Source organism: Oceanospirillum linum (assembly GCF_001995095.2).
GTDB lineage: Bacteria > Pseudomonadota > Gammaproteobacteria > Pseudomonadales > Halomonadaceae > Oceanospirillum > Oceanospirillum linum.
The window spans coordinates 316,539-336,316 of the sequence record NZ_MTSD02000002.1 but is presented as its reverse complement, the minus strand read 5'-3'; the positions used below and the strand labels follow the sequence as shown (position 1 = coordinate 336,316).

At 50.3% G+C, this 19,778-nt stretch carries 23 protein-coding genes; 6 read left to right on the top strand and 17 right to left on the bottom strand.

What is annotated here, in order from left to right; translation table 11 throughout:
• Window positions 1-94 precede the first annotated feature (94 nt).
• The 11 genes from BTA35_RS06680 to BTA35_RS06635 all read right to left on the bottom strand — a co-directional run bounded on the left by BTA35_RS06680 (window position 95) and on the right by BTA35_RS06635 (window position 10,569).
• A complete protein-coding gene (locus BTA35_RS06680) occupies window positions 95-1,111 on the bottom strand; it encodes an Ldh family oxidoreductase (protein ID WP_078319040.1) in 1,017 nt (338 codons plus the stop codon).
• A gap of 295 nt (window positions 1,112-1,406) precedes the next feature.
• A complete protein-coding gene (locus BTA35_RS06675; RefSeq protein ID WP_078319039.1) occupies window positions 1,407-2,435 on the bottom strand; it encodes a trans-3-hydroxy-L-proline dehydratase in 1,029 nt (342 codons plus the stop codon).
• Window positions 2,436-2,438: 3 nt separating this feature from the next.
• Window positions 2,439-3,554, bottom strand: a complete 1,116-nt coding sequence (locus BTA35_RS06670) for an NAD(P)/FAD-dependent oxidoreductase (protein WP_274378419.1) — start codon at window positions 3,552-3,554, stop codon at window positions 2,439-2,441.
• Window positions 3,502-3,768, bottom strand: a complete 267-nt coding sequence (locus BTA35_RS18690; RefSeq protein WP_274378418.1) for an FAD-dependent oxidoreductase — start codon at window positions 3,766-3,768, stop codon at window positions 3,502-3,504. Before BTA35_RS18690 ends, BTA35_RS06670 begins: the two co-directional genes overlap by 53 nt.
• 94 nt (window positions 3,769-3,862) lie before the next feature.
• A complete protein-coding gene (locus BTA35_RS06665; protein ID WP_078319038.1) occupies window positions 3,863-4,837 on the bottom strand; it encodes a 4-hydroxyproline epimerase in 975 nt (324 codons plus the stop codon).
• Window positions 4,825-5,787, bottom strand: coding sequence for a dihydrodipicolinate synthase family protein (locus tag BTA35_RS06660; protein WP_078319037.1), 963 nt, complete (start codon window positions 5,785-5,787; stop codon window positions 4,825-4,827). The genes BTA35_RS06665 and BTA35_RS06660 overlap by 13 nt, the downstream gene beginning before the upstream one ends.
• 168 nt (window positions 5,788-5,955) lie before the next feature.
• A complete protein-coding gene (locus BTA35_RS06655; protein ID WP_078319036.1) occupies window positions 5,956-6,678 on the bottom strand; it encodes an amino acid ABC transporter ATP-binding protein in 723 nt (240 codons plus the stop codon).
• Window positions 6,675-7,337 carry an amino acid ABC transporter permease gene (locus BTA35_RS06650; RefSeq protein WP_078319035.1) on the bottom strand — a complete coding sequence of 221 codons (663 nt, stop codon included), beginning with the start codon at window positions 7,335-7,337 and terminating at the stop codon, window positions 6,675-6,677. Before BTA35_RS06650 ends, BTA35_RS06655 begins: the two co-directional genes overlap by 4 nt.
• 13 nt (window positions 7,338-7,350) lie before the next feature.
• Window positions 7,351-8,013: an amino acid ABC transporter permease gene (locus BTA35_RS06645; protein ID WP_078319034.1), complete on the bottom strand. Its 663-nt coding sequence runs from the start codon at window positions 8,011-8,013 to the stop codon at window positions 7,351-7,353.
• Window positions 8,014-8,087: 74 nt separating this feature from the next.
• Complete coding sequence (locus BTA35_RS06640; RefSeq protein ID WP_078319033.1) at window positions 8,088-8,888, bottom strand: transporter substrate-binding domain-containing protein; 801 nt, start codon at window positions 8,886-8,888, stop codon at window positions 8,088-8,090.
• Window positions 8,889-9,666: 778 nt separating this feature from the next.
• Window positions 9,667-10,569: an AraC family transcriptional regulator gene (locus tag BTA35_RS06635; protein WP_078319032.1), complete on the bottom strand. Its 903-nt coding sequence runs from the start codon at window positions 10,567-10,569 to the stop codon at window positions 9,667-9,669.
• Window positions 10,570-10,723: 154 nt separating this feature from the next.
• Here BTA35_RS06635 and BTA35_RS06630 point away from each other — a divergent pair, with 154 nt between their 5' ends.
• The 5 genes from BTA35_RS06630 (at window position 10,724) to BTA35_RS06610 (ending at window position 15,446) form a co-directional block, all read left to right on the top strand.
• Complete coding sequence (locus BTA35_RS06630) at window positions 10,724-11,260, top strand: peroxiredoxin-like family protein (protein ID WP_078319031.1); 537 nt, start codon at window positions 10,724-10,726, stop codon at window positions 11,258-11,260.
• 345 nt (window positions 11,261-11,605) lie between these two features.
• Window positions 11,606-12,529, top strand: a complete 924-nt coding sequence (locus BTA35_RS06625) for a formate dehydrogenase accessory sulfurtransferase FdhD (protein ID WP_103989716.1) — start codon at window positions 11,606-11,608, stop codon at window positions 12,527-12,529.
• Between the two features lie 62 nt (window positions 12,530-12,591).
• Window positions 12,592-13,500, top strand: coding sequence for a substrate-binding domain-containing protein (locus BTA35_RS06620; RefSeq protein ID WP_078319029.1), 909 nt, complete (start codon window positions 12,592-12,594; stop codon window positions 13,498-13,500).
• 192 nt (window positions 13,501-13,692) lie between these two features.
• On the top strand, window positions 13,693-14,946 hold the full coding sequence (locus BTA35_RS06615; RefSeq protein ID WP_078319028.1) for a YeeE/YedE family protein: 1,254 nt from the start codon (window positions 13,693-13,695) through the stop codon (window positions 14,944-14,946).
• 167 nt (window positions 14,947-15,113) lie between these two features.
• Entirely contained in the window at window positions 15,114-15,446 is a 333-nt protein-coding gene (locus BTA35_RS06610; protein ID WP_078319027.1) for a YnfA family protein, read from the top strand.
• 335 nt (window positions 15,447-15,781) lie between these two features.
• Here the strand turns inward: BTA35_RS06610 and BTA35_RS06605 are convergent, their stop codons facing one another.
• The 4 genes from BTA35_RS06605 to BTA35_RS06590 form a co-directional block, all read right to left on the bottom strand.
• The gene (locus BTA35_RS06605; protein ID WP_078319026.1) at window positions 15,782-16,069 is read right to left on the bottom strand and encodes a type II toxin-antitoxin system RelE/ParE family toxin; all 288 of its coding nucleotides are present in this window, start codon (window positions 16,067-16,069) and stop codon (window positions 15,782-15,784) included.
• Window positions 16,062-16,283, bottom strand: a complete 222-nt coding sequence (locus BTA35_RS06600) for a TA system antitoxin ParD family protein (protein ID WP_078319025.1) — start codon at window positions 16,281-16,283, stop codon at window positions 16,062-16,064. The genes BTA35_RS06605 and BTA35_RS06600 overlap by 8 nt, the downstream gene beginning before the upstream one ends.
• Before the next feature lie 75 nt (window positions 16,284-16,358).
• The gene (locus BTA35_RS06595) at window positions 16,359-16,685 is read right to left on the bottom strand and encodes a branched-chain amino acid transporter permease (protein WP_078319024.1); all 327 of its coding nucleotides are present in this window, start codon (window positions 16,683-16,685) and stop codon (window positions 16,359-16,361) included.
• A complete protein-coding gene (locus tag BTA35_RS06590; RefSeq protein WP_078319023.1) occupies window positions 16,643-17,047 on the bottom strand; it encodes an ABC transporter permease family protein in 405 nt (134 codons plus the stop codon). Before BTA35_RS06590 ends, BTA35_RS06595 begins: the two co-directional genes overlap by 43 nt.
• Before the next feature lie 453 nt (window positions 17,048-17,500).
• Between BTA35_RS06590 and BTA35_RS06585 the strand changes: the two genes are divergently transcribed.
• On the top strand, window positions 17,501-18,982 hold the full coding sequence (locus BTA35_RS06585; protein ID WP_078319022.1) for a Fic family protein: 1,482 nt from the start codon (window positions 17,501-17,503) through the stop codon (window positions 18,980-18,982).
• Window positions 18,983-19,163: 181 nt separating this feature from the next.
• Here BTA35_RS06585 and BTA35_RS06580 read toward each other — a convergent pair whose 3' ends face one another.
• Window positions 19,164-19,454, bottom strand: a complete 291-nt coding sequence (locus tag BTA35_RS06580; RefSeq protein WP_078319021.1) for a type II toxin-antitoxin system RelE family toxin — start codon at window positions 19,452-19,454, stop codon at window positions 19,164-19,166.
• Window positions 19,444-19,728 carry a type II toxin-antitoxin system Phd/YefM family antitoxin gene (locus tag BTA35_RS06575; protein WP_439098063.1) on the bottom strand — a complete coding sequence of 95 codons (285 nt, stop codon included), beginning with the start codon at window positions 19,726-19,728 and terminating at the stop codon, window positions 19,444-19,446. The genes BTA35_RS06580 and BTA35_RS06575 overlap by 11 nt, the downstream gene beginning before the upstream one ends.
• Window positions 19,729-19,778: the final 50 nt, after the last annotated feature.

Here is a 19,778-nt window from a genome sequence, read left to right as displayed (position 1 = left end):
CCCGTAGAGAAAGAAAGCGAATAAAAACACCCCCTTGCGAATGACTTTGCAAGGGGGTGTTTCTGTTACTACTGCTGTTTTCTGAACGATGAAATCAGTCTTTCAGCTTGAGTATATCCTGATAGAGCTGGGCCGGAATTTCTACGGCATTACGCTTCAGGTTTTGTGAACGGGCCTGATAGCGGCGCTGTGATGGCAGGCGGGCCCCCTGATCAATAATATCGGCAAACAGGCGTTCGGCGCGATCATCGTTGCCTGCAACCTTACCGCCACTGAGCATTTCAGGATTCATGGCGATAATAATTTCACCGTGATAGGGTGCTCCGGCATTTCCATTGGCTGCGGCCATACTTTCAATACTGGTAAGGTCATCGATCAGCGGGCCTGCCATCAGCTCAATCATAATCGACAGGGCAGAGCCTTTATAACCGCCAAAGGTCAGCATTGCACCTTCCATTGCTGCTGTCGGGTCTGTAGTCGGGTTGCCGTTTCGGTCAATGGCAACACCCTCCGGCAGGGCTTTTCCTGCACGCCGGTAGAGCTCAATCTCACCGCGGGCAAACTGGCTGGTGGCGAAGTCAAAGGTGAAAGGATCTTTACCAAGCCGGGGCCAGCTGAAGGCCAGAGGGTTGGTGCCCAGTGTGCCCCGCGTCCCGCCCGCAGGGGCAACCCATGCATGACTGGGTACCATGGCGATGCCCGCCAAACCCTGAGCGGAAAGCATCTCAACTTCGGGCCAAAGAGCCGAGAAGTGGAAGCAGTTGTTAACAGCCAGCGCTGCGATGCCCTGGGTTTTGGCTTTTTCTATCAGCTTAGGCATGGCTTCATTCAGAGCCAGTAAAGAGATCCCTTTATGGGCATCGGCCTTAACCACAGCGGGGCCGGGTTCAGTGAGTGTTGGGGTCGCATGGCCATCAACCTGGCCGCTGCGCATTGTTTCAACACACATAAAGAGACGGAACAGGCCGTGGGAGTGGCAGTCATCCAGCTGGCAGGCATAGATAACGTCTGTGATCGCCTGAGCATGTTGTGGGCTGTAGCCGTTTTGAGTCAGTACGGAAAGACTGAGATCTCTGACATCCTGCAATGACAATGTGATGTTTTGTGACATAGCTAACTCTCAAATTTGTCCCTTGGAACGTGGGTTTTGTATGTTGTTTTAGGGGGTCTGTCGTTCGTTTCACCAGAGGTTTTGTGGATCGCTTTACCAGACTCTGAAAGCAAAAAAAGCTAAAGAACCCGCCTAGGCAGGGCTCTTTAGCAAAGCTACACGACTGAAGAAAGGGCACGTGGATACCCCTTCGCGCGCGTAGAGAGTCTTAACGGTATGACGATTTCTCACTGTTCTGCTTTTATGCTCCGGAGCTGTTGTTCTCTGGAGCTGACACGGTTCCGCTGTTGCGTTATCAGGCGCCCCAGGTATCACTTAACCGATAGCCGTCCGGCCAGGGGTCATCAGGGTCCAGCATATGCTGATGAGTACCTGTGATCCAACCCCGACCGCTAATTTGAGGTGTAATGGCGGGATGACCACAGGCTAACTGCGTTCGTTCCAGCACTTTGCCGTTAAAGGTTGAGCCTATGATGGATTCCGCTTCAAACTCGTCACCTTCATCCATCTGGCCTTTAGCCACCATGAGTGCCATACGGGCGGATACGGCGGTGCCTGTGGGGGAGCGGTCGATTTTTCCGGGCTGAATTGCGACGGCTGAGCGGCCTTTATAGCCGTTTTCCGTTTTGGTCAGGGGGCCGCAGAAAGCGCAGAAAGAGATATGATCCCAGTCCGGGTTATCCGGATGGCTGAATCCCAGCTGCTGATTAGCGGCGTTTGTGATCTGAATCCCCAACTGTGCCAGTTTTTTAGCATTGGCTTCGGTGATCTCTATATCCAGCTGTCCGGTATCCACGACGACAAAGCTGTCACCTCCGTAGGCGGTATCGACGGTTAGTGTACCCAGTCCTTCGACATCCAAGGAAACGCCGATTTTGTCCGCGAAACTGGCAACATTCTGTACGAAGATACGTTCGGCTTTTCCATTCCGGCAGGCGGCACGTACCTTGACCAGGCCACCGGGAGCTTCCAGTATCAGGTCGGTGTAGGGCTCCTGCATCGGAATCAGGCCGCCGTCAAGCAGAACGGTGGAGACACAGATAGAGTTAGAGCCTGACATGGGCGGGGTGTCTTCCGGCTCCATAATAATAAAAGCAGCATCGGCTTCCGGGTGCTTAGGCGGCACGAGCAGGTTCACATGCCGGAAAACACCACCTCTGGGCTCATTAAGCACAAAGTTTCTCAGGGTCTCATCCTGTGCGATAAAGGCACGCTGTTCCCAGAGAGTATCCCCCGGTGGTGGAAGTACGCCGCCTACAATAACATCGCCGACTTCGCCTTCAGCATGGGCGGAGATGACATGCAGTGTTTTATTGCTTCGCATCGCTTAACTCCTGAAACGCTTAGCTGAGAATGGGGCAACCGGAATAGCTGGTTTGTCGCCATTGACCAGGGCGCAGACCAGTTCTGCGGTACCTGCGGACTGAGTTAAACCCAGATGGCCGTGGCCAAAGGCATAGATGACTTTATCTGTTGCACCGGCATAGCTGACCACGGGCAGACTATCCGGCATTGACGGGCGGAAACCCATCCATTGCTTGCCTTCCTCTTTGCCCAGACCGGGGAGGAAGCGGGCGGCTTTATCGAGCAGTACCTGAGCGCGCTGATAATTAGGTTTCAGCTGAAGACCACCAAGCTCTACTGCTCCACCAACCCGAATCTGGTCACCGATTTTACTGACCACAAAGCCGTGGTTGCTGAAGGTGACATGGGTGTTCAGCTTAAAACCACCACTGGGTAGCGTGGTGTTGTAGCCACGCTCGGTTTCCAGAGGGATATTATCGCCAAGACTGGCTGCCAGCGCTTTTGACCAGGCTCCGGCGGCCACAACGACACGGCGGGCCTGATATTGTTTGCCGGAAGTGACGCTCCCACCTTCAAGCTGAAGACTAACGTTGTCATCTTCTGCCGTCAGCTGGTGAATACTGGCGCTCTCATAGCACCCACCCTGATCGATAAAGTGCTGATAGAGGTGGTGAGTCCAGGCTTCCGGGTCGGTTGTGTTCATCCACTCCGGTGTATAGCCTGCATGGGTGAAACGTGGGTCTATTCCGGGCTGAATTTTTGCAATTTCCGCCGGTGACTCCAGCAGTTCACAGGTTACACCATGTTCCATTCGGGTTTTCCAGCCCGGCAGACTGGCTTTAAATTCCGCTTCACCCTCATAAAGCTGCAACTGCCCTTCACGGCGCATCAGAGCTTCACCGTTAACGGCCCGGATCTGACGCTCAAGGGCTTCTTTAGAAAGATCCATTAAACTGGATTGGGCGCTTATGGCATTTTCGTATCTGTCCTGCCAGCTGGCGCGCCAGAACTTAAGCATCCAGGGAATAATTTTCAGTGCGTATGCAGGTTTAATACTTAAGGGCCCCAGAGGGTCCAGTAACCATTTAGGTGCTTTGCGAATAATGCCGGGGGGTTGCCAGTGGGACAATATCAGCAAAAGCGAAAGCCCCTGCGTTGCCGGAAGAGGTTTCCTTTGCCACACCGTTACGATCCAGCACCAGAACCCTGTGTCCTTCAGACTGGAGTTTGAGCGCGCAACTGATACCGACAATACCGGCACCAATTACTATTACATCATATGAGGTTTTGGTCATAGGTTTTGCACTCAGTGTTATTATTTTTGCCTGAAAAACAGCCCATAAAACTGCCATAGGGGCGGGTAAAGCCTGCCCATCGTTTATGGGCACAGTGTTGACTATGGGCTCAGTGTTGACTATGGGCACAGTGTTGACCGGTTTTCAGTCATCAGATGTTCAGGTCGATACCCTTTTTCAGCGGGTCCTGGCTGTTAAATATCAGTGTGGCTTCCCGGGTCACGAAAGCCTGACCTGTAATTGTCGGGCTGACAGGTTGGTCACCGGGAAGGTCATCACGGCTGGCAGATTGATAGCTGATGCTGTAACGACTGCCGATAATGCTTTCCTGTATGATCTCTTTGCCCGCAGGTAAGCGATCTTCCGCCGCCAGGCAGGCCAGCCTTGCTGAACAACCGGTGCCGCAGGGGGAGCGGTCATAAGCGTTATCAGGACACAGTACAAAGTTCCGGCTATGACCTTCAGGGGTCAGTGCATCACCAAACAGAACAATATGATCGATAATACCGCCCTCGCCACCGGTGATATTTTCCCGCTCAAGGGCTGTTCGGATGGCGATAGCTGTTTGCGTTAACGCCATAATATTGTCCGGTCTGACCGCGGTAGGGCTTTTATCAACCATAAAGAACCAGTTACCGCCCCAGGCGATATCACCTTTCACGTCAACAGAGGCACCGTTAGGGCCGATACCGTCGACCTGAATGACCCTGTCTTTCTCAAGGCGATAGCTGTCAACATTGGTTACCGATACGGTATTGTTGTCCTGCAGCGTGATCTCAACCACCCCAACCGGTGTTTCAAGCTTATGGCTGCCGATACCTATTTTCCCCAGATGTGCCAGGGTTGCGGCAACGCCTATGGTGCCGTGGCCGCACATGCCGATAACCGCTGCGGCATCAAAGAAGATGATACCCGCTACGCATTCGGTATTGACCGACTCGACCAGCAAGGCACCCACCATGGCTTCCTGACCATAGGGTTCCTTCACCAGTGATCGGTAAAGTTCCCGGTGTTCCGTGGCTAACCGTTGAGCTCGTTCCGCCAGAGAACCCGATCCTAGATCGGGGCCTCCTGACAGAATCACACGGGTTGGTTCCCCTTCGGTATGACTGTCTACGACATGCATTCTGCGATCACTCCACCTTGTTTGCTCCAGTTAGCAAACCATGATTTGAACAGGTTGTATTGGTTTTCGCAGTAATGGCGCTGGGCTGCATTCAGTTCGTCGGTTTCGTTGAAGTGCAGGCTGTACTCTTCTTCACCGTTCAGAACCAGCAGGTATTTAAAGAAAAGAACCAGTTCCGGGCCTTCGTCAAAGCTTGCCAGTACATTGAAAGCGGCTTCCAGTTCAAGGGCGCGTTCACGGGCTTCGGCATCGCCTTCAGCCGCTTTTTTCGACAGAGCGCACAGCAGCAGAACCTCTTTCGGCAGAGCGGTACCTATCCCGGTGATTGCACCGGTTGCCCCACAGTTTACAAAACCATGGAAAACGGCTGTATCCACGCCCACCATCAGGGTGACATCGTCGTCCTGAGAGGTGATATTTTCCGCTGCGTAGCGCATCGCTTCATCACCGCCGAACTCTTTAAAGCCTACCAGATTGGGGTGCTCTGCACGCAGAGAGAAGAAAAGATCGGCCCGGGTTGAGAAGCCGTAAACCGGACTGTTATAGATAATAGCCGGGATACTGGGTGATGCTGCCAGAATCGCTTTAAAGTGTTCTTTTTGCGCGGCAATAACCGGTCCGCGGGACAGTACCCGGGGAATAACCATTAAGCCCGCTGCGCCGACTTTTTCAGCATGAGCAGCATGGGCAACGGCTGATTTGGTATTGATGGCACCGGTGCCAACAACAACGGGAATACCTGCGTTTACAAGGCGTTCAACACCTTCCATACGCTGTTCATCGCTCAGCAGTGGCCAGTCGCCCATTGATCCGCAGTAGACCACCGCAGACATGCCGGATTCGATCATTTCGTGGCCTTTCTTTACTAACGCATCAAAGTCAGGTGTACGGTCTGCTTTGCAGGGTGTCATAAGTGCAGGCATGGTTCCGGTGAAAACATTATTATTCATTTTTCTTACCTTATGTTTTGTCAGTTGTTATTCGGGTCTGGTTGTTCGGGTCTGGTTGTTCGGGTCTGGTTGTTCGGGTCTGGTTGTTCGAGTCTAAATTACGTGTTCAAACCTGGGCTGCTCAGATTGATGGCAGTACAGATTCCGGTTTTCTGCTAAATCGGCTTATCAGCGAACGTTGGCCAGGAACTTCTGAGTGTGCGCTGACACAGGGTTGTCAAAAATCTGCTCAGGAGGGCCGATTTCTTCCATCACACCGTGGTGGAAATACGCCACACGGTCAGAGACATCCCGGGCGAATCCCATTTCATGGGTAACGCAGATCATGGTCATGCCTTCTTCGGCCAGCAGTCGCATCGTGTCCAGAACCTCGCCGACTTTCTCGGGGTCAAGTGCTGAAGTGGCTTCGTCAAACAGCATGTATTCCGGCTCCATGGCCAGTGCCCGTGCGATAGCCAGGCGCTGTTGTTGTCCGCCGGATAGTGCGGACGGATAGCTTTTCAGTTTGTCGCCAAGGCCCACATGTTTCAGCTGGGTCTCAGCAATATGCAGGGCTTCTGCTTTTGACTTGCCCTTGACGATCCGGGGTGCCAGTGCCACGTTTTCCATGGCGGTCAGATGGGGAAAGCTATTCCACTGCTGAAATACCATGCCTAGCTTCTGCCGGAGCTTGTTTACATCGGTGCTTTTTGCATGCACATCGATGCCATCAATTTTTACGGTACCCTGCTGAATCTTTTCCAGGCTGTTGATGCAATAAAGCAGAGTAGATTTACCGGAGCCTGAAGAACCGATAACAGAGAGTACTTCGCCTTTTTTGACCTCCAGGTCGATGCCTTTAAGGACATGCAGGTCGCCGAAGTGTTTGTGAAGATTGCGAATCTCAATCATTGTGCCCACCGTTGTTCAAATTTGGCCGCGTAGCGTGAAATAGGGTAAGAAAGTGCAAAGTAGAACGCGCCTGCCAGAGCCAGAATAAGGAAAGGCTCCTGGGTTCGGGTGATCAGAATCTGACTGGCTTTCAGTAGTTCTACATAGCCCAGCACCGACACCAGGGCGCTGTCTTTCATAACACCCAGAACAACGCCGATCCATGCAGGGAAGACCGCTCTGCCACCGATAGGAAGCACGATATAGAACAGATCCTGCCAGTAGCTCATGCCCAGTGTGCGCGATGCTTTGCGCATTGGCGTAGGAACAGCTTCAATACCACCTCGGGCTACGTTTGATACGAGGGCGGCGGTATAGATGGTCAGGATCACAACACCGGAGCCAAAAGGGTCCAGGTTCAGACCGATCATGGGTGCAAAGTTATAAAACAGTACCAGCTGAATAATCAGGGGAACTGACCGGAAAATATCCAGTATCGAGCCGATGGTCAGAGCGGCTAACCATTTGCCCTCATGCAACATCCAGCCAAAAATGACCCCCAGCACAGTGCCCACACTGATTGACAAAACTGAGATCCACAGTGTTTTTAAGGCAGCGTCAGCCAAAAACCAAAAATCTGATATTCCGAAGCCACTGAAAAAAGTTATTGTTTCTTGCATAGTTGCAGTCTCGTTAATACCGGAACAGACGGGCAGATAGCAGACGCGACAGGCCAAGAATCAGCTTGACGATCACGTAGTAAATCACTGCCGTTACAGCAAAATATTCAAAGATGCGGAACGTCCGACTGGCAAAGAATTGAGTCTCACCACTGAGTTCGCGGAAACCGATCATCATGCCGAGCGATGACATCAGCACAGCCCAAACCATTTGGTTGGTAATGGGGTGATAAACGATACGGAATACCTGAGGAATGATAATTCGGGTGTAAGTTTGCCAGCCGTTCATGCCCAGACAGCGTGCTGCGTTCATCTGGGTGTCCGGTACCGCCTGAAAACCACCACGAAAGTTCTCTGCCAGGTAGCCTGCGCAGTTAAAACTCAGCCCGGTAACAATAATGACGTACGGTGGAAGATTGATTCCTGCCGCTCCCAGTCCAAAACCGAAAAAAAACAGTTGAAAAAGAACCGGTGTATTACGGGCGACCTCGATCCAGCTGACGGCAAACCATTTTAAAGGGCCGTTAAGCTTCATCCGCATCAGAGCGAGGCAAAGACCTATCGTGATACCAATCAGCATAGAAATAACAGCGACTTCAAGTGTCAGCAGGCCAGCCTGAAGCAGGTCGGGCAGGCTTTTTAACACGGGACGCCAGTGAAAATTGTATTCAAACATGGAGCGTTACCTCTTAAACCTCTCCCTTCACAGGGAGAGGTTTTGGCAAAAACGGTTATCGCATGGTGACCGGATTAGTACATCACACCAGGGATGCGCAGCTCAGGTACATTATCGCCAACATATTTGCCCCAAAGCTCGTCATAACGACCTGAACGAACCTGATGGGTAACGAAGAGGTTTAGGTAGTTGAGCCAGGTAACATCCATGCGCTTACCGACAATGGAGGTGTAATCGGCTGTCCAAGGCATACGAGGGCCTTCTTTTAGGGTTTTGAACTGGCCCGTAATAGGCTTAACTGCGGTATTGGTTGTGATACCAATATCCGCTTTACCCTGTGACACGGCTAAGAAGACTTCATTTTCAGACTGGTAGCTCTGGTAGAGATCTTCTTCGCCCCATTCTTTAGCAATCTTCAGCCACTCCTGTTCCGGAACGGTGCCTAAAGCTGCAGCAACACGTTTACCGCGCATATCTTCAAAGCTGTTGATTTCTACGTCTGTGTTAACCACGCCTTGAGCAAAGTAGATCGCATAAGGAATGCTGAAACCCACGGTACGCGCTCGTGCCAGACTATCTGACGTTGCACCGAACACCACATCAGCACGACCGGTTGCAATAATCGGCAAACGCTCTGACCAGGTTACCGGGATGATTTTGGCCTCTACCTCCAGTGCTTTGGCCAGATCTTTGCAATAGTCCACATCAAACCCGGCAGGGTTGTTACTGGCATCTCTGTAGCCGATTGGCGGGAAATCCAGAACAACACCGCAGCGGAGTTCACCCCGGTCTACAACATTATCAAGTGTGTCTGCTTTAACTGGCGTAGTTGCCAGCAGAGCGGCGGAAAGTAAACAAGTTATTGTTTTTTTCATGGTATCGACCTCTTTTATGAGTGTTCTTTTTTATGAATTTTCTATTTGTATTTTGTATCCAAAATACAAACTGATGGTGAAGCCGTCAAGGAAAGTTTGATTTTTTAGTGCAGCATTAGAATGAAGTCGTGCGTTCCAGGTGGGATATTTGAGTGAGTCGTGGTTCTTTTTTCTGATGTCGGTCGGTTATAAAATCTTTATATTTCAATGGATTGTGTTGTTTTTTTCTTGCTTGAGGAGGTGAGAGGTAGCGCGTTTATAAGCGGGTTTTTCGGGCAAAAAAAATCCCGCAGCCCATTAGGATTCGTATCCAGTGGGTTGCGGGCTCCAGAAGCGTTCTGGTATTCCGATGTAACCGGCCTGACGATGAAAGGCCTTTCGGAGGTGTAAGAAGGTTACCGCGATTGGGGGGGGTAATCTGATCCCGCATATCATAGGACCAGACAAAAAAGCGCCGTCTCGGAACTCCGAGTAACCCGCCGAACAGAGTTCGTCAGGCCGGCGCAGAACAACCCCAAAAATTATCCGGTACATGGCAGCTAACGGGGTCGGCTTACGAACTGTGCAGGGTGACCCCGTTAAGGCCGGATAACTCTTCAGTGTTATTGCAAGCGCGGTGCCAGTTTTTTGGAGGAGGGGAAGCTATCTTAGTCGCAAAAAATACCCATAAAAAGAAGGGGTTATTTGTTGGTTGGGACAAGTTGGGACAACCGTGATGCCCCGCTGCCTCTAAATGACTGTTTTTCTATAAAGGAAGACCATCACTGGCTGAAAGCGGTTATGTAGCCGCTTCTGCCATTTCTTCTTTAATCTCGCTAAAAGCGACGCCTTTTTTATAAAACCCCGGTGGATGGCCGGTAACTTTTCGGAATGCCCGCCGGAAGGCGGTTTCACTCTGATAGCCCAGTTCATCCGCCAGGGTGGCAACACTTTCTGATCCTGAGCTGATCTTCTTGCAGGCGATACTCATCCGCCACTGTGCCAGATAATCTGCAGGGGTAAAGCCCACCACCTCCCGAAAGCGTTTGCTGAAGGCGGTGCGGGACATGCCTGCGGTGTTCGCCAACTCTTCCAGTGTCCAGTTTTCCCCTGGGGTATCATGAATACCTGTCATGGCCCGGGCCAGGCGAAGATCGCTTAAGCCGCCCAGTACACCGGTTGAGACTTTCTGATTTGCCATCAGGTGCCGCAAGAGGTTCACCAAAAGCACTTCTGCCAGACGGTTTACCACTGTGGTATGGCCACAGCGTTGCTGCCCGGCCTCCTGAAACATAAGCTCCACCAGAGGCTTCAGACTGGATTCCTGATTCTCACTGGCAGGCAGAAACAGTAAATGTGGCAGGGTGCTTTGCAATAGGTTTAATTCCTGGTTGGGCTCTCTGTGCAGGAACAGAATCTCAATTTTTGTCACCAGGGCCGGGGGTTGCTGGTTCAGGTCGGTATCCGGTTGTCGCAGCTCTGTGAGTTGATGTGCATCCCCCTTGGGTATCCAGATCAGATCTCCGCACTGGCACTGCCGGGTTTCCTGCCCGCTGCTCAGTTGCAGTCGGCCGGATTTAACCAGATACAGATGACTGCTCTCATTTTTTGCTACCGTTATGGGAGCCTGATACAGGCTGGTTTGGCTGACATTACGTGCTTCCGGCTGAAATAAATTGAGTAAGGCGCTGAGTCGGTCCATAGTCTGAAACCTGCTTATAAAGTAGCGGATAAATGTTTGTTTTGTACGAACTGCTATTAAAGATAGCAAAACTGCGTATAGATCGTACAGTTTTCTACGCTACTATCTCTCCATCGTCACACATTAGCGTGACTCAATTTTGGAGAGAATTATCATGGTTAAGCCATTAATGCCCCGTCAGCCTGTACCCGGTCTTGTTGTTCCTACTGTAGGAGGCGACAACTGGCGTCTGCAGGATCAGCAGCCGGAAAACTTTACTCTTGTGGTTTTTTATCGCGGTTATCACTGCCCAATCTGCAAAAACTACCTGGTAGAGCTGAACCGTCTGGCAGATGACTTTGCGGCAAAAGGTGTTTCAGTTCTGGCCCTGTCCAGCGATACCGAAGAGCGCGCGACGGCCGTCAAAAATGAGTGGCAACTGCCCAACATTACCATCGGTTATGACCTGACCATGCAGCAGGCTAAAGACTGGGGTCTGTACACATCAGCAGGCAGAGGCGTAACGTCTATCGGTGTGGAAGAGCCAGAGGTCTTCAGTGAGCCAGCCGTTTATCTGCTACGCCCGGATGGCACTCTGTACTGGGGTAATGTCAGCACTATGCCGTTTGCCCGTCCGCACTTTAAAGAGCTGCTGGGTGCGCTGGATTTTGTTATCAAGAATGATTACCCGGCCCGTGGTGAGTTAGCTTAAGCCGCGAGTTAGTCTGAGAGTACGCTGCAACACCCCGAGAAGGAACCGCTGGTCTGTGATACACAGATCCGCGGTTTTTTTATGTGACCTGCTTTTACCTCCGTTTTGTACCCTCATACCTTTTTTGTGCCTTCATCTCTCTTTTATGTCCCTGGGGCTTCTTGCTTTTTCTTTTGTATAGCCAGATATCATTAATGCAGCCCACTATATGGATTGCTGTTTTTAAACTTTGTCGGATTGTTCTGGTAATGGCGTAGTGACCGAATATACTTTGTCCATTGGACTTTTTCTGATGCCGTAATCCTGATATCCGTGCCTCACCATGACAAAGATATGTACTCCGCTATGACAGAGCTAAACGATAATCTGCAGGACAACCTCCGTTCTGAACACCCCGCCGTTAGTCAGGCCCGTGCTGAGCTGACACAAACGACTCAGGTCTATGACGAGTATGGCGAAACCCGTGATGTTGCTATTGCAGGTGAGCGACCACTTACTCTCTACCTCAACAAACGTGAAATTGTCACCCTGATGACCCTGGGTGCCGAGCCGGAAGCGCTGGTACTGGGGTATCTGCGCAATCAGGGCATGGTGAAACGCTTTGAACAGATACGCGCCGTGCAGGTGGACTGGGAGGTGGCGGCGGCTGTAGTGGTCGCCGATGAGATCGGCGAGGAGCTGGAAGAGAAGCTTGCCCACAAAACCGTCACCACAGGTTGCGGGCAGGGGACCCAGTACGGTGCCTTAATGGACGATGTCGATAAAATACAGCTGCCGGACTTTACGGTTGCCCAAAGCGATATCTACCGGCTGTTAAAAGCCCTGAATGAGTACAATGAAACCTACCGTTCTGCCGGTGCTGTTCATGGCTGCGCGCTTTGTGCTTTGACCCCCTCTGCAGATACTGACCCGCACCGGGCTGAAGTGCTGGCTTTCTCAGAGGATGTGGGGCGTCATAATGCGGTGGATACCCTTGCGGGTAAGCAGTGGCTTTCTTCCGACCCGATGGTACGTGAGCAGATGGTGTTTTACACCACAGGTCGTCTCACCTCTGAGATGGTGATAAAGATTGCCCGAATGGGGATTTCGGTGCTCTTGTCCCGGTCTGGTGTAACGGCCATGGGCTTGGCGCTGGCAAAGCAGTTGGGCATTATGTTGATCGCCCGCGCAAAAGGGCAGCACTTTATGCTGTACCAGGGGCGAGAGCGTTTTGAGTGGGATGCACCACCTCCGGTGCGGCCAACATCACCCGTCGGAACCAAGCGTTGAATCAGAATCAAGTGTTAGATTTAAGCGTTGCATACCCTATATTTTAAGTCTGAGAGAACCGCATGTCTGAAGTGATCGCTGATACACTTTTTATGAATGTAAAACAGGTGGCTGAATACCTGCACCTGAACGAGAAAAAAGTTTATGCCCTGGCCAGTGAGGGGCAGATCCCGGCGACCAAGGTAACCGGTAAGTGGCTATTTCCGAAGAAACTGGTGGATCGTTGGTTACTGGAATCCTGCCATAGTGGCCTGATGGCGGACCGTTTGTTGTTAACGGGGAGTGATGATCCTTACCTGCAGGCGATGATGTTACGTCTGCCCTCTGTGGTGGGAAATAAAGCTCTTTACAGTTATAGCGTCACCGGAACGCGCATGGGATTAAGCCTGTTGTCTCAGGGCCATGCTGATGTGGCGGCGATTCACTGGGGGCGGGCAGAGGAGAGTCATCTGCGTCATCCGGGCTTGGTGCGTCAATTCTCTCACTATCGCCAATGGGTGCTGATTCATGCTTTTAAGCGAACCCAGGGGCTTATTGTTAATGCTGAATTTGACACCGATGATGCGGATCATCTGCCCGCGCACCGTATGCGCTGGGCGATTCGTCAGGAAGGAGCCGGATCTCAGCGGTTCCTGCAGGAGTGGTTATCAGCCCGGCAGATGCAGGAGTCTGACCTGAATATTTCAGCCCAGGCGTTCAGTGAGCGTGAAATGGCGTCCATGATCTGTCGCGGAGATGCGGATGTTGGCCCTGGAAGTATGAGTGCTGCCCATGAATACGGCCTTAGCTTTATTCCTGTCTGTGAGGAAGCCTTTGATCTGGTGGTGCCCCGTAGTGTCTATTTCCGTGGGTTGTTCCAGCAGCTGTTTACCTATATGCAAAGTAAAGAGGGGCGGGCGCTGGCAGACAGCCTTGGCGGGTATGACCTGAGCGAGTGCGGCAAGATGGTCTGGAATGGCGCAGAGAGCTAGCCGACCATCCTCCTGATAAGTGGACAACACGGCAACAGATGAATGAGGCCCAATGCTTTTCCCTGCTATTAGCTTATAACTGATTGGTCTTAAACAAAGATTGAACTATAACTTTAGTAAATTAGAATTCTGACTTTATTCATAGCGCCTCATTTGAGGCGCTTCTTTGTTTTATCGCGTTGGAAACACCTTATGAATGTTAAAGAGCATCTGGGCGGCTTTGCGCTGCTTGGTTTGGTATTGATTTTAGGGGCCGTGGCCCTTGAGTCCGCTATTTTCTTCCGTTTACTGATCGGCCTGGGCTTTGGTTACGCCCTGACCCGTGCATCCCTGGGGTTTGCCGGTAGTGTGAATCGTGCCTACCGTGCAGGCTCTACGCGTCTGATGCGGGCGCTGATGCTGATGTTTGTGGCAACGGCGATTGCATCTACCGCATTTCTTTATAAACAAGATCCGACTCAGATGGGGCTATGGGTAAACCCTATTAATGCAGGCTTGGTTCTGGGTGGCCTGATGTTCGGTTTTGGCATGTCCTTCGCGGGTTGCTGTGCTTCCGGTGTACTGACCTATTTCTCCAGCAGCCTGGCTCGTCCTGCTCTGGTACTGTTCAGCTTTGGTATGGGCGTTTTTCTGGGTTTCCCGCTGCAGGCAGAGGAAGGCTGGATTCGTGAAACCTGGGTATCCACCCCGACGTTTGACGGTAAAGGCGTGTATCTGCCAGATCTGTTTGCCGGAGGCCCTATGGACGGTTACTTCGGCGCGATTCTGCTGACCGCTTTATTTGCCGGTGCCGTGATCTGGTTGGCCCAGCGTTATGAGCACCGCCGCCATAAAAGCGATACGTTTATCGGCGTTGCAGCAGAGAAAGAACAGCTGGATAACAAGCCGTCGGATCTGGCTCAGCATCCTTTCTTCAGCCGTGAAACCTACCACGCACTCTTTGTGAAGCGCTGGTCGATGACCACAGGTGTCGCGGTAATTGTTGTTCTGTTTACTCTGCTGATGGGTGTAACCGGTTCCGGCTGGGGAGCTTCTTCTCCCTTTGGTTTCTGGTTCGGACGTCTGTTGATTGCCGTGGGTGTTGACCCCGCAGCAATTGCAGCTTTTACCCATCGTCCTGAGAAGTTCTTCACCATGCCGTTCTTCAGCCATCCGGTGAACACTCAGAACGTTGGCATCATGCTGGGTGCGGTGATCTCCCTATTGCTGGCGGGTCGTTTCTTCAGTGGCATGAGCCGTATGCGCCTAGGCGGACAGGAAGCGGCTATGCTGGTCGTTGCAGGTCTTGCCATGGGTCTGGGAACCCGCTTCGCCAACGGCTGTAATGTTGGCGCACTTTACACTCCAATCGCCAACTTCTCACTGTCTGGCTGGATCTTCCTGGTGGTAATGGTTGCCGGTGGTGTTTTCGGTAACTGGCTGGGTAAAAAGATGAAAAATGCCTGATTGGTGTTTGAACCGCTCAGCAAAACGCCCCGTCGCTGAAAAGCGCCGGGGCGTTTTGCTGTCTGGTCGTATGACGTCATACTAAGCATCCGCCAGACTACAAACCGTGTTTATTACGGGCAGATTGATATGAAGACTCTATCTGGTACAGAAAGGAGCAAATTCTTTTGACTGAGTTGAAAACCGTTGGCTTATTCCTTGTGACCGCTTTGGCCGAGATTGTGGGTTGTTATTTGCCTTACCTTTGGCTGAGGGAGGGAAAAACGATCTGGCTGCTGGTGCCCGCAGCACTGAGCCTTGCTGTTTTTGCATGGTTGCTAACCCTGCACCCAACCGCATCGGGCAGGGTTTATGCCGCCTATGGCGGCGTATATATATTTATGGCAATACTCTGGCTCTGGGCCGTAGATGGCATCCGCCCAACGGTCTGGGATCTGGTTGGCTCTGCTGTCGCCCTGCTGGGCATGGCAATTATTATGTTTGCGCCGCGTAGCTCGTAAATGGCTTAGCATCTGTAGACTGGATTAACTCGTTGCCGTGCTTCGTCAGATGCGGCTCACTCAAAACCCTCTTATCTCATTGCCATGCTCCCCGTGGTAATGCCTCCCATGCTGGAAGCCACTCCGCCAACTCGTTCCAACGCTCCGAGGCTGTGAAAGTATTAATTCTAAGCAGGTAAAAACATAACCGCGGGATGGTGCAAAGCGAAGCGAGCCCATCAAATTGCGGGGGTTATTGATGGGCTCGGCCACTGAGTGTCCTTAGCCCATCCTACTTATGATTTCTTTCACAGCCTCGGAGCGTGTGAGCCAGTCGAAAGATAGACTAAGTAGGTTCAGCCCCGTTTCAAATCTCGATAGAAGTTCTCGTGGGAGCCTAATGCGATTAGCTCCAGTACCAGAGTGCCATCTTCATAGCTGTAGCCCAGCAGAGTCAGCTGTTTGAGCATCTTAAACTTGTAGACTCTGAGAAAGTGCAGGTCGCCCTTTTTCTGTTCGCCTAGTAATGGATCTTCCATCAGCTCTTTAATAGCCCGATTCAGATCTTGTTTCTGATTGGCGTGCAGTTTTTTAACGGTTCGTTTAAAACTGGCGGTCTGTAAAACAGTGGTAATTTTAGTCAAAACTGTAAGGCTCCAGCTTACCCGCCTCTTTCTCAGCTTTTGCTATGATCGCCTGTTTAACAAACTCATAAGGCAGATCTGGATTGTCTTCCATGATCTCGCCTATTTTGGCCCAGTGTTCAATCTGTTTGGGGGTGGTGCGGTTGAGTGCTTTGCCCATGATAGCTGCTTTATCCACCAGCTCCTGATCCAGCCTAACGCTTGCAGTTGCCATACTCTTTGCTCCTGATATTTTCTAAAATTGTAGCGTTGAGCATCTTTTGTAGCAAGTTGCATCAGCTGCCTGCTCTCAACTAACCCCCATCTGCACCAGCGCCATATAAGCCCCAGTTCCCCCCAGAATACTCACCAGTGGATGCTTAAACAGCAGGTGTAGCGTTGCGGTCAGTGCTAAACATCCCAGCTCCGGCAGAAAACCGGTACTGGCCAGATCCTCATTCTTAAAGGTGTATACCACCAGTAAGACTATCATCACCGGTGGCAGATATTTCCCCAAAAATACCAGAATATGATGATCCGCTACTTTATAGAGCAGTACAAAAGGCAGTACACGGGTTAAAAAAGTAGCGGCGGTCATGACGGCGATGACGGTGAAGAGGTAGCCTGCGGATTCCATCGTTTACCTGCGTGTATCATTAACAGAACGCTCATGCTGAGCAGAATAGAGATTAACAGCATCTGATCACGGCTGATAAACAGCAGAGTCAGCACGCCAATGGCCAGCGCGAGAATAAAGGGCGCGGGTTTGTTCAGGTTTTTGTATTGCTCAATAGCCAGCACCATAAAGAGTGCGGGCAGGACAAATTCGATACCGGCGGTGGAGAAGGTGATCTGACCACCGAGCCAGGCGCCCAGTGTGCAGCCGATCACCCAATAAATCTGATTAAACAGGGTAACCTTAAACTGAAATTCCGCCGGATCGACCCACTTGGGTAGGCGGGTTGAGGTCAGCAGGGAGTAAGTTTCAACTCGTTCCAACGCTCCGCGTTGTAATGCATACCCCAGCCAGAATTCAGCTTTACGCTCAGTTGTTTTGATGATTTACCAACTCGTTCCAACGCTCCGCGTTGTAATTCATACCCCAACCAGCATCTGGCTCCACACTGAGTTGGCTGGATGATTATTTGCTGTTTTCCCGCAAACCATGCTCGTATTCTCCGACTTAATGCGCGGTTTACCAGTGCCGGAAAATTGGATAAGCTGCAAAACTAATACATTATGGAAAGCAGATGTTGGATAGCAGGCACTTGCTTATTTGAGATAACGTGCATACGCGTTGAGCAGGGAAGCAGTCAGATCAAGAGATGGATTTCTCCTTTCTAATCATACACTTCTTTGCTTTTTAGGCCGGTATATTGAAATCGGTAAACTTAATATGTCTGATAATAAGTTGTTTTTCAAAAGAACATACTTTTAGAGGTTTATAGAATTATGGAATATTCAGCAATTGAAGGCTTGATTGAAACCTCTGAGCTGGAATCATCAGAGCTTGCTGCTCTTGGAGCCCTTTGGAAAGAGAAAAAAGGGGAGCTTGAGGATTCTGGAGAGTATCAGAATTTTATAAAGAAAATGCAAAGAGAGTGGGCGATTGAAACCGGTATAATCGAGCGCCTCTATTCTTGGGACAGGGGGGTTACAGAAACCCTTATAGAGCAGGGTGTAGATTCTACTCTTATCAGTCATGGTGGAGGGATAAATAGAGAAGAAGCTGAGAATATAGCCAAAATGATTCACGATCAACAAAGTATTGTGGAGGGGCTATTTGGGTTTGTAAAAGGTGAACAGCCTTTTTCGGAACACTTTATTCGATCAATGCATGAGCAGCTTACAGCCCATCAAGACCATACTGAAGCGATGACTCCAGAGGGGCGACTGGTAAGAGTAAAGCTTCTAAAAGGGAGGTATAAAGAGCAGCCAAATAACCCAAAGCGGCAAGATGGCTCCATTCATAAGTATTGTCCCCCAGAACTAGTGACAGATGAAATGGAACGTCTTGTCCGCTTGTATGCCGAGTACGAAGAACAGGGGGTCGCACCAGAAATATTATCAGGATGGCTTCATCATAGGTTTACTCAAATACATCCGTTCCAAGATGGGAATGGCCGAATAGCTCGCGCAATTGCTTCTCTTGTATTTCTAAAGGCTGGTCTTTTTCCCTTGGTCATCAGAGATTCTGATAGAGAGATCTACATAACAGCCCTTGAACATGCTGATCAAAACGATCTTTTGCCTTTGGTAAAACTATTTGCAAAAAGGCAGAGAGACTCAATTCTATCAGCGTTAGGAATTCAGCAGCAGGTAGAACAGGCTAAACATTCGCAACAAATAATTACGAACGCCATCGCCCTACTAAACAAAAAGTCAAGGATGGAAAAAGAGCAAATTCGTTCGGTGTATGATGTTTCCGGGAAGCTACAAGTTAGAGCTGAAGAGAAGCTAGATGAAATTCGGCAGCAGCTTGATCCTCAACTGCGCGAGGTTGATACAGCTAGTGGCGAAACATATAACGCGAGTCTTAAGTATGCTCGGGACGGGCAACAAGACAGTTACTATTTTCGCCGTCAAATCGTTGAAATGGCAAAAATGCATGATTATTATGCCAACTCAGATCATTACAAATCATGGACTAGGTTGGTTATCTATACGGCGAATATATTTGAGATTGTCTTTAGTATTCATGGGTATGGACACGGAGACAATGGGGTTATGGTTGTTTCAGGGTTCACCTTTGAGAAAGTGCCATCCGAAGAGACAAATACAGGGACTGAATCAACAAATATAAAATCATCAAATCGAGATATTTTTCAATTTAACTATCTCGAAAGCGAAGAAAATATATTAAAGCGGTTTGATGAATGGCTTGATGATTCGATCACCTTTGCATTAGCTGAGTGGCAGAAGTCACTTGCATAACAAACTGCCGGATGGCGCGCCAATCGGGCTTCAGGCTGTTTGCTGGTGCGGTGTCGGGCGCTTATCCAACCTACGACTGGTGCGTAACTGGAAATGATAGGGGATCTGGCTTGTCGACAGCTAAAGCTTGAAAAGACCGGAAACACAGAATGAACAAATGATGGTCGATAAACACCGGCAGTCAACCATCTAACCTTTTCATAGCGTTACGATAAACGTCACTACGTTCGCGTTTGCCGACTGCTAAGACGGTTACAATGATGACATCGTCTTCAACTTTGTAGACGAGACGGTAGCCTGATTGCTGCAGCTTAATCTTATACATGTTGTCAGCTCCAGAAAGTTTTGAAGCCGGAACATGTGGGTTTCCTATGCGTTCGACGAGCTTTTTCTTAAATTGTTGTTGTACTGTTGAACCAAGCTTTTTCCACTCTTTGAGTGCGCTTTTTTTAAAGTCGAGCTTATAGGTCATCAATATTAACCGAAATACTCTCTTCAGATTCACGCTCTTTAGCAATAGCCAGCAGCTCAAGATCTTCGAGTCTGTCCATCATCATTTCATACGCTTCCGCAGGTACGCAATAAAATGCTGGCTCATTTCGGTTCAGTATAGCAACAGGTTCACCGTAAGCACTGGTTGCAACTTTCATGGGGTTGACTTTTAACTCAGTAATGCTCGCAGCAACATCGGCTAGAATTCTGGTGGTCATTTTGTAGGTCTCTTCAGCGGTCTTTAAGCTGGTCATTTTAGTCTCGACCAAGCGGTATAACAAGTTGCTTAAGAGTCATTCGTAAG

Excerpts from the sequence above, each read along its gene's own strand:
- BTA35_RS06680 (WP_078319040.1), bottom strand. The coding sequence starts at position 1,111 with ATGTCACAAAACATCACATTGTCATTGCAGGATGTCAGAGATCTCAGT.
- BTA35_RS06675 (WP_078319039.1), bottom strand. The coding sequence starts at position 2,435 with ATGCGAAGCAATAAAACACTGCATGTCATCTCCGCCCATGCTGAAGGC.
- BTA35_RS18690 (WP_274378418.1), bottom strand. The coding sequence starts at position 3,768 with ATGGCAGTTTTATGGGCTGTTTTTCAGGCAAAAATAATAACACTGAGT.
- BTA35_RS06665 (WP_078319038.1), bottom strand. The coding sequence starts at position 4,837 with ATGCATGTCGTAGACAGTCATACCGAAGGGGAACCAACCCGTGTGATT.
- BTA35_RS06660 (WP_078319037.1), bottom strand. The coding sequence starts at position 5,787 with ATGAATAATAATGTTTTCACCGGAACCATGCCTGCACTTATGACACCC.
- BTA35_RS06655 (WP_078319036.1), bottom strand. The coding sequence starts at position 6,678 with ATGATTGAGATTCGCAATCTTCACAAACACTTCGGCGACCTGCATGTC.
- BTA35_RS06650 (WP_078319035.1), bottom strand. The coding sequence starts at position 7,337 with ATGCAAGAAACAATAACTTTTTTCAGTGGCTTCGGAATATCAGATTTT.
- BTA35_RS06645 (WP_078319034.1), bottom strand. The coding sequence starts at position 8,013 with ATGTTTGAATACAATTTTCACTGGCGTCCCGTGTTAAAAAGCCTGCCC.
- BTA35_RS06640 (WP_078319033.1), bottom strand. The coding sequence starts at position 8,888 with ATGAAAAAAACAATAACTTGTTTACTTTCCGCCGCTCTGCTGGCAACT.
- BTA35_RS06635 (WP_078319032.1), bottom strand. The coding sequence starts at position 10,569 with ATGGACCGACTCAGCGCCTTACTCAATTTATTTCAGCCGGAAGCACGT.
- BTA35_RS06630 (WP_078319031.1), top strand. The coding sequence starts at position 10,724 with ATGGTTAAGCCATTAATGCCCCGTCAGCCTGTACCCGGTCTTGTTGTT.
- BTA35_RS06625 (WP_103989716.1), top strand. The coding sequence starts at position 11,606 with ATGACAGAGCTAAACGATAATCTGCAGGACAACCTCCGTTCTGAACAC.
- BTA35_RS06620 (WP_078319029.1), top strand. The coding sequence starts at position 12,592 with ATGTCTGAAGTGATCGCTGATACACTTTTTATGAATGTAAAACAGGTG.
- BTA35_RS06615 (WP_078319028.1), top strand. The coding sequence starts at position 13,693 with ATGAATGTTAAAGAGCATCTGGGCGGCTTTGCGCTGCTTGGTTTGGTA.
- BTA35_RS06600 (WP_078319025.1), bottom strand. The coding sequence starts at position 16,283 with ATGGCAACTGCAAGCGTTAGGCTGGATCAGGAGCTGGTGGATAAAGCA.
- BTA35_RS06595 (WP_078319024.1), bottom strand. The coding sequence starts at position 16,685 with ATGGAATCCGCAGGCTACCTCTTCACCGTCATCGCCGTCATGACCGCC.
- BTA35_RS06585 (WP_078319022.1), top strand. The coding sequence starts at position 17,501 with ATGGAATATTCAGCAATTGAAGGCTTGATTGAAACCTCTGAGCTGGAA.
- BTA35_RS06580 (WP_078319021.1), bottom strand. The coding sequence starts at position 19,454 with ATGACCTATAAGCTCGACTTTAAAAAAAGCGCACTCAAAGAGTGGAAA.
- BTA35_RS06575 (WP_439098063.1), bottom strand. The coding sequence starts at position 19,728 with ATGACCAGCTTAAAGACCGCTGAAGAGACCTACAAAATGACCACCAGA.